The 8,776-nt window shown below is 26.6% G+C and carries 10 protein-coding genes and 1 tRNA gene; 4 read left to right on the forward strand and 7 right to left on the reverse strand.

What is annotated here, in order from left to right; translation table 11 throughout:
• Positions 1 to 181 precede the first annotated feature (181 nt).
• The 6 genes from E6248_RS09610 to E6248_RS09635 all read right to left on the reverse strand — a co-directional run bounded on the left by E6248_RS09610 (position 182) and on the right by E6248_RS09635 (position 5,131).
• The gene (locus E6248_RS09610; RefSeq protein ID WP_316340595.1) at positions 182 to 478 is read right to left on the reverse strand and encodes a hypothetical protein; all 297 of its coding nucleotides are present in this window, start codon (positions 476 to 478) and stop codon (positions 182 to 184) included.
• Between the two features lie 94 nt (positions 479 to 572).
• Positions 573 to 1,565, reverse strand: a complete 993-nt coding sequence (locus E6248_RS09615; RefSeq protein ID WP_316340596.1) for an LD-carboxypeptidase — start codon at positions 1,563 to 1,565, stop codon at positions 573 to 575.
• 22 nt (positions 1,566 to 1,587) lie between these two features.
• Positions 1,588 to 1,935: a DUF6483 family protein gene (locus tag E6248_RS09620; RefSeq protein WP_316340597.1), complete on the reverse strand. Its 348-nt coding sequence runs from the start codon at positions 1,933 to 1,935 to the stop codon at positions 1,588 to 1,590.
• 34 nt (positions 1,936 to 1,969) lie between these two features.
• Positions 1,970 to 3,733, reverse strand: coding sequence for a DNA helicase RecQ (gene recQ / locus E6248_RS09625; protein WP_396335143.1), 1,764 nt, complete (start codon positions 3,731 to 3,733; stop codon positions 1,970 to 1,972).
• 92 nt (positions 3,734 to 3,825) lie between these two features.
• Positions 3,826 to 4,026 carry a DUF6440 family protein gene (locus E6248_RS09630; protein WP_316340599.1) on the reverse strand — a complete coding sequence of 67 codons (201 nt, stop codon included), beginning with the start codon at positions 4,024 to 4,026 and terminating at the stop codon, positions 3,826 to 3,828.
• Positions 4,027 to 4,708: 682 nt separating this feature from the next.
• Complete coding sequence (locus E6248_RS09635) at positions 4,709 to 5,131, reverse strand: hypothetical protein (protein ID WP_316340600.1); 423 nt, start codon at positions 5,129 to 5,131, stop codon at positions 4,709 to 4,711.
• Between the two features lie 161 nt (positions 5,132 to 5,292).
• Between E6248_RS09635 and E6248_RS09640 the strand changes: the two genes are divergently transcribed.
• The 4 genes from E6248_RS09640 to E6248_RS09655 all read left to right on the forward strand — a co-directional run bounded on the left by E6248_RS09640 (position 5,293) and on the right by E6248_RS09655 (position 7,070).
• A tRNA-Met gene (locus E6248_RS09640) sits at positions 5,293 to 5,368 on the forward strand.
• A 174-nt stretch (positions 5,369 to 5,542) separates the two neighbouring features.
• Positions 5,543 to 6,178 (forward strand): TetR/AcrR family transcriptional regulator, encoded by a 636-nt coding sequence (locus tag E6248_RS09645; RefSeq protein WP_316340601.1) that lies wholly within the window; start codon positions 5,543 to 5,545, stop codon positions 6,176 to 6,178.
• Positions 6,179 to 6,188: 10 nt separating this feature from the next.
• Complete coding sequence (locus E6248_RS09650) at positions 6,189 to 6,575, forward strand: FMN-binding protein (protein WP_316340602.1); 387 nt, start codon at positions 6,189 to 6,191, stop codon at positions 6,573 to 6,575.
• A gap of 15 nt (positions 6,576 to 6,590) precedes the next feature.
• Positions 6,591 to 7,070 carry a flavodoxin domain-containing protein gene (locus E6248_RS09655; protein WP_316340603.1) on the forward strand — a complete coding sequence of 160 codons (480 nt, stop codon included), beginning with the start codon at positions 6,591 to 6,593 and terminating at the stop codon, positions 7,068 to 7,070.
• A 194-nt stretch (positions 7,071 to 7,264) separates the two neighbouring features.
• Here the strand turns inward: E6248_RS09655 and E6248_RS09660 are convergent.
• A partial coding sequence (locus tag E6248_RS09660) for an ABC transporter ATP-binding protein (RefSeq protein ID WP_316340604.1) occupies positions 7,265 to 8,776 on the reverse strand: 1,512 nt, incomplete at its 5' end.

Genomic DNA, 8,776 nt, shown 5'->3' on the forward strand with positions numbered 1-8,776 from the left:
AATATATAAAAAACTGTATTGGTATTGAATTTAAATCATTACTAATACAGCTTTATGGTAAGTACTTTTTTAATATTGCGACTATTTTCAATAAATCTTAATATTTCATAGTAAACAAAGTATCTACTCTTCTTATTTTTATCAAGACTCTTTTGCTATCTAATTAATATATAATCTCTATTTAATTACTATATTCACTTCTAGAAATTACTTCTCCAGTTTCTAAATCTACTACGGCGCTTCCTGATCTAGACATTCCACTTAGTGCTATACCTTTATTAAGTAAAGTCATATTTTTATCACCATATAAATTTGTGAAAATAGTTTCTCCTGATTTTATATCTACTACACTTTTTCCTGATCTCGTTATGCTTTTATTTGAAGAAACCTCCTCTTTAATAGTATTACTATAGTTTACATAACTTGATACAGCTATAACTACTCCTGTTAAAGCAAAAACAAATAAAGCCTTTTTCATTTTCCCATTCCTTTCTTTATTAAAATTTTATTTTTTAATTAATTCTTCTTAATCCACTAAATTGGATCTCTAAGGATTTTTTTATAATTTTAACTTACTCTTCTAATATAAAAATTCTTTTGTTTGTTGCATCAAGTTTAACCTTACATCCAATAGGTAAAGTTATCATAGGATGAGTATGACAGCAATCAAAATCAGCTAAAAATGGAATCTTAGTATCTCCCATAACTTCTAGTAATATCTCATAAGGTTTTCTTCCAGTTTCATTATCATTAAATAACTCATGTTTACCTAAAATTATTCCTGATATCTTATCAAAAACTCCACTTAATTTTAATAATGAAAAACTTCTTTCTATCGTTGCACAATCCTTTAATGAGTCTTCTATAAAGAGTATATCTCCTTTTTTAATTTCAGGCATATACTCAGTCCCCCAAATTCCCATCATAGTATTTAAATTACCACCAATTAACCTTCCTTCACATACTCCATCATTAACTGTAATCAAGCTATTCTCTACCGGAGCTTTAGACCTATCTTGAGTTTCCCAATTAATATATTCATCTGTCCAAAACTTAGGCATTTTAATTTCATAAGGATATTGTATTTCAGCCATAAGTATATTTTTAAAATACTTATAAGTTTCGATAACATAGGGCTCAAGCTCTCCAAAAGAAGCTACTAAAGCTGGTCCATAATAAGTAGAAATACCTGTTTTTGCATAAATCCCTAAAAGTATAGCTGTAACATCTGAGTATCCTATTATTATTTTAGGATCTTTTTTAAAGGCTTCATAATCTATATATGGAAGTAGTGAATTAGAATTCATTCCTCCAATAGTTGACATAATACATCTAACATTAGGATTCCTTATAAGACTATTTAACTCTTCTACTCTTTCCTTTATGCTTCCTGATCTATAATAATCACTTTTCCCTGTTAAAGAGCCTTTAACCACTTTGAATCCTTTATCTTCTAAATATTCAATAGCTCTTTTTGTTCTATTAGGAGATGTCTTAGTTATTGGTGAAGATGGTGAAAAAACACCTATGCTATCACCTTTCTTTAAGGTAAATCTAGTTCCCATTTTAAATTCTCCCCTTAGCAAATTATTTTGAATTAAATAATGCTTCTATATCCTTTAACCCTTGTAATACCTCTTCTTTAGAAAAGTTATTTTCTCTTAATTCCTCATCACTTTTCTCTGATAACTCTTCATAAAAATCAACTGCAATTTTATATATAGCTTCTGTTTTACTCTTTTCAATTTCGTCAAACAAAAGATCTTCTGCTTTACTATATTCCTTCTTAGATATTAAACTTTTTAAAATTATACGAAGAAGTTCAGATGACCCATCATTTTCTAAATTCACTAATAACATATTGTCCTCCTTTTTATTAACTAAAGCTTTACCAATATTTCTTGAAAGTTCATTAATTAATCTTTCTATATCCATTAAAATTCTCCAATACCCTATACTTAAATTTCACTTAATTATTCATTATCTTAAGTATATCTTCTCCATATCTTTCGTACTTCTTTTCACCCATTCCTCTTATGCTCATAAGTTCATCCTTCGTCTTAGGATTTTTATTTGCAAGTTCCATAAGTGTAGTATCCGAAAATATAATATATGGCTTTATTCCTTGTGAATTAGCTTTATTCTTTCTCCAAATTCTAAGCTTATTAAATAAGTCCTTATTAATTATCTTCTCTTCTGTATCTTCACTTAACTTACAGATGACTTTTTCTTGGGATTTTAATACTCTTAAGGATCTAGGATTTAACTTTAGCATTGAGTATGTTCCTTCTTTTAAATTAACATAACCTAAATCAATTAAGGTTTTAATTAAGTCTCTTATAAACTTACTGCTGTAATCCTTCATTATCCCAAAGGTAGTTAATTCATTTAATCTATTTTGAAGTATTTTAGGTCCAGTAAATCCTCTTAAAACATCTACAAGTACTGATATTCCATACATTTCCCTACTTCTATAGACACAAGATAATATCATTTGAGCTTCTGTAGTAAAGTCCCTAAGTTCTTCATTGTTTAAGCAGTTACTACAATTATTACAATATGGCTTTACATTTTCATCTCCGAAATAATCTAATATAAAACTCCTATAGCATTTATCAGATTCACAAAAATCAATCATACTTTGAAGCTTTGTAATTTCAATTTCTTTTCTGTTATTTCCTGCTGTTGTATATATTAAATATTCTAAAGTCCTTATATCATCCCTATTAAATAGAAGATGACATTCTGTTTTTTCTCCATCTCTACCACCTCTACCAATCTCTTGATAGTAACTTTCAATATTCTTACAAATAGTAAAGTGAAGTATATATCTAACATTAGACTTATCTATTCCCATTCCAAAAGCATTAGTTGCAATCATTACATTATAATTATCCTTTAAGAATTCGTCCTGATAATAGCTTTTTTCTTCATCATTAAGTCCACCATGATACTTGGCTATTGATAGTCCTCTTTCTTTTAAATAATTATATAAAGCATCTACTTCTTTTCTTGTAGAACAATAAACTATTCCACTTTCTTCTTCATGATCTCTTATATAGTCCTTAACAAATTCAGCCTTATCTTCTTCTTTATGAACAGATATGTTTAAATTTTCTCTATCAAAGCTACCTACATATGTATATGGCTCAATTAATCCTAGGAGATTTAAAATATCTTTTCTTACCTCTTTAGTTGCTGTTGCTGTAAAAGCTGTAACTACAGGCCTTACCCTTAAACTATTTACAAAAGGTAATATATATCTATAACTTTTTCTAAAGTCATGTCCCCACATAGAAACACAATGTGCTTCATCAACCGCAACTTGACTTATAAAAAGCTTTCTAAGCATCTTATTAAAGTATTCACTTTCTAATCTTTCAGGTGCTATATATAAAAGTTTAATTTTCCCTTTATAACAAAGGTTCAATATTTCTTTAATCTCATCTAAACTTTGAGTGCTATTTATATATGCTGCACTTATTCCAATATCATTAATAGAATCTACTTGATCCTTCATTAAAGATATAAGCGGAGATACTACTAAGGTTATGCCATTAAAAATTAAAGCAGGAATCTGATAACAAACAGACTTTCCAGCTCCTGTAGGCATTATAGACAAGGTATCCCTTCCCCTTAAAATATTAGAAATAATTTTATCTTGACCTTCTTTAAAATAAGAATATCCATAATATTTATTTAATATCTCTAAAGCATTACTAAAAATGGCAATCACCTCTTTCCTATTAAGAGTTTACCATATTTTTTATATACTAAACAAAAAATATCACATTATTTAATAATACTAATGTGATACCTAAAATCTTATTTTTCTTTATATAATTCTATTTCATCAACAACAACATTTCCATTTCTATCAAGCAAAGGAGTGATTCCATAAGCACCCGTACCAATAGTACATAAATAATTGACACCTGTTACAGTATCAACAACAATTTGCAATCCTGCAAGTCCTAATCCCTGTGAGTATTTTTCAACAAATCTTTTTTCCTGTTTCTTAAACATAAATATCTCCTTATTAATTTTTCATATTATAATAATTACATCAATCTGCTTAGATAATACCATTCCTAATTTCATTTAATACTAAATATATAAAAATAGAAATTCAGTCTACTGAATTTCTCCCTTTAGTGATATTTATCACAATAGATTATTTATTAACTTCTTAGAGCTATATACATGGCTGTGGTAAATGCTCTTGATATATCAATTAACTTATTAAAAGGAACTCAACTTATTGAATTTACTCCTTTAGTATTCCACATATAATGGATTTATTGTTAATTACTTTATTGCAATTATCGTCATGGCGCTACCGACTTGGAGCTTTCAACACACGTAATAAATATATTTTTATATTAATATTTCATATAAAAAAACTAGAAATTCACCTCTCTAAATTCCATTCTTTAGTTGACGCATATGATACAGATTTATCTATAACTTTTTAATGGTAATAATCGTCATAGTTGTACCGACTTGTAGCTTGCGACTGAAGTAATAACCATACTTTCATTTTAATAATCCATATAAATAAAGAAATTCAGCCCGCTGAATTTCATCCTATAGTTGGCATTATAATAAAGATTTGTTACCAACTAATTTATTGTAATTATATATTGATGGTGGTACCAACTTGTAGCTTGCGACGGAGGGAATCACTATGAATATATAATTACATTTTTTAGTTCAACAAATCCAAGATTTCTTTATTTTGTTTTTCTGTTAATTTTAATTTCTCAGTTACTTTCTTTAATTTTTCATATAACTCTTTTTCATTTAAACAAGCTCTTAAAAAACCACTTATTGAATTACTTATTTCAAGTACAATTTGCAAAGCTTCTATTCTATCATCATCTTTTAAGTTACCGTTTTCAATAGTTCTATATAATATATATCCGTATACAGAACATAGCTCAACATAATCTATTATATTTTCATCTTCAATTTTGCTTAGCATATATTCAATTTCTACAGATGAGTACTTATTGTAAATATCATTATTAACATTAAAATGTACAGAGGCATTTATAAATTCATCTTTAATGTCACTCGTTACTTTCCCATTTAAGTAATCAACAACTAGTCCGTAAATTATGAAATCCATTTATCTTCCCCCTAAATTAATCCTATACATATAATTTATCACAATATTTAAAATTTTCAAATTGTATTTACCATTATTTTTTTAATTTAAATAAATATAAATATTTCCTTTACATTTACAAATATTAGTTGTATAATAATATTTGTAGCAAAATTTAATATCGCGGGGTGGAGCAGTTGGCAGCTCGTCGGGCTCATAACCCGAAGGTCGTAGGTTCAAGTCCTGCCCCCGCAACCAATAAAAACAGTGTAAAACTAATTAGTTCTACACTGTTTTTTTATTGTTTTATATTTTTTTCAATTAGTATTAATGTATTGACATTTTATTCCTACATTGATACCATTATATTAAACACTGTTCAATAAATAAACAATGTTTAACCACGTGGAATATTATATTAGGAGAATTACAATGGCTATAGAAAATAGAAGAGAACGTGAAATTGAAGAAATGAAAGAGTTAATTCTTTCATCAGCAAGTGCTATTGTTGCATCAGAAGGATTTGAAAAGCTATCAATTAGAAAAATAGCAAAAAGTATTGAATACTCCCCTGCTATTATTTACCACTACTTTAAAGATAAAGAAGAAATTATTAATATTCTAATGCAAAGAGGATATAAAAAAATTATATCTGCAGTATCTTCTGTAAATACTGAAAGTCTTTCTATAGAAGAAAGACTAACTGAAATGACTAAAAACTACATATATACAGCTCTAAAAATGCCAGATGAATTTCTAGCAGCTCAGTTAAATACCTCTAAGGAAGCTTTGAATCATACATCTTATTTATTTAAAGGGGCTTCAAAAGATAAACCTGCACTATCAGCATTATATAAATGCCTTACAGATATGCAAAATGATAAATTAATAAGTGAAAATAAAATTGAATTAACTGCTCAAATTATAGCAGTTTCTACTCTTGGACTTATTATAAAGTTAATTGTTGAAAAAGAAGTAATATCTGAAGAACAAAAGGAAAAATTAATTGATTTCTACTCAAAAGAAATAGTATTAAAAATAGCTAGTACCATTCAAATTAATAATTAGGGGTGATAATTTGAAAAAGATATTTAAAGTACTAATCTCATTACTGCTTATCTTAGTGCTTATTTTTGTTAGTGGAATATTTTATTTAACTAGAGGTCTTAAAGAAGGCAAAAACATTACTATTAACAGTTTAAACTTATCTAATCTAAATGATGGTGTTTACTTAGGAGAATATAAGAAAGGAAGATGGTCTAATACTCTTAATGTTATAGTAAAAGATCATAAAATTACAGAAATTATTCTAAAAGATGATGTAAAATTTCCTATGACTAATCTAAGTAATGAATTATTTAGTAATGTAATTAAATCTCAAAATACAACAGTTGATACTATCTCAGGGGCAACTGTTACTTCAAAAGCATATTTAAAATCAATAGAAAATGCCTTGAATAATTAAAATGGAGGAGTTTATATGAATGCTTTAATTGCTTATTCCAGCAAATACGGATGTACAAAGAAATGTGTAGATCTACTACGAAAAGAACTTAATGGAAATGTAGAAATAATTAATCTACAAACTTCAAAAAATATTGACCTTTCAAAGTATGACAAAATAATTATTGGTGGATCCATTTATATGGGAATGATTCAAAAGGAAGTAAAAGAATTCTGCAATAATAATTTAGAAGTCTTAAAAGAAAAACAAACTGGTCTTTTTATCTGCGGAATGCAAGAAGGTGAATCCATAACTACAGAGATAAATGAAAACTTCCCTAAAGAATTGCTTGAAGTTTCAATTATAAAAGAACATTTCGGAGGAGAATTTACATTTTCTAAAATGAAATTCTTTGAGAAAATGATAGTTAAGATGATTTCTAAAACCTCATCTGATAAGTCCAATATACTAAAAAATAATATAAATAAATTTGCTCTAACAATGAATTCAATTTAATATATCTTCTTTGTAAGTAATTTTGCAGTATAAATATTTTACTTAAAAAATATTTATACTGCTTTATTTAGACATTAACCCATTTTAAGTTTTTACAAATATTTATATATGATTCAGTAAACTTCCATTTACTTGGCCCCAGTAATATACGTATATAATTTATCATTATTCTATTTAATATTAGTAAACTCACTCTATAATGATACTACCTCATCACAAACTTCTTCAAATAATTCATCATGAGAAATAACAATTATAATATTATCTTCTTTAATGTTAGATATCTCCTCTATCAATAATTCTCCTCCTTTTTTATCTAAAGCAGAAGATGGTTCATCTAGTATCAAAAGGCTATTATTGGTATTATGAAGCTTTAGTAACGATCTAATTATTGATATTTTTTGCTTCTGACCACCAGAAATATTATCTGACTTACTATCAATTATAGTATCCAGGGCTGGGATATTAAATTTATTTATTAAATAACTTAGATACTCAGAATCATAATTTTCATTACCATAAATAAGATTTTCTAAAACAGATGCATTTATCAATTTAGGTTCCTGCTCAACCTTACAAATTAATCTTTTTCTAGTATCATATAAATCAATATCTCTTATTGATTCATCATTAAATAATATTTCTCCATGATAATCTTCATATAAACCTAACACAACATTTAAAAAAGTACTTTTTCCTCTACCATTATGTCCTTTTAAAATATATAGCTTACCTTTTTCAAAATTAGTTGTTATATTTTTCAATATATCATTTTTATTGTCATATCCAAAAGTTAAATTATTTACTGATATATTGTTAATTTCATTTATAATCATATTTCCATTATGCTCCCTAGGAATATCTAAAACTTCTTTAAATCTAGAATAATATGTTTTTATCTCATGATAGCTTGGTATAATTCCTATTGCTGTTGTTAAATATCCTAATGCAATACTAGAATAAGAGTATATTAATTGAAAATCTCCTACGCTAGTATTACCTTTTAGCATTCCATCTGCAACTATTAATAATAAAACTAAAGTAGAGATATATTTAAATGACTCTATCAATACTTTATATGTATTATCAACTTTAGTTTTTTTCATAAAAGCAACTTTTACATCATCAAAAGAATTCTCAATTTCTTCCTCAACTTCATTAAACCATACATTTGTCTTTACAAGTTTTATATTAGTAATCTGATTATTTAATGCTGCAAAAAAAACACTTTGGGTTTCTTGTAACTTATAATTTATTTTATTAAGTATATTCTTAAATAGCTTTACGACAATTAAATTTAGCCCTAAGATAATTAATGTCGCTAATAAAACTAGCTTATTTATATATGCCATGACAAATAATATAATAACTAACCCAATAATACTTAATAATGCCTGTACTCCTGTATTCAGAAAAAATGCAGGTATTAAAAAAGCTCCATTATTAATTTTAGAAGTCATAACAGTTGGATTATCTACATTTATTTCTTTTAATTTTGATTTCCTTATATGTTTAAAGGCATCAATTTGCATATCATGAGCTAAATAATTACATATTAAGTTCAATAAAAATGTAACTAAATAGCTAGATATTCCCCAGACTAATATTATTGCTATAAATACAGCTATTAGTCTAATATCACTAATCTTATCATAAAACACTTTATCAATATATTTTGAAATAATAACAGGTATTAAAAGCAAACT

The sequence above is a fragment of the Clostridium sp. genome (assembly GCF_032552055.1).
GTDB lineage: Bacteria > Bacillota > Clostridia > Clostridiales > Clostridiaceae > Clostridium.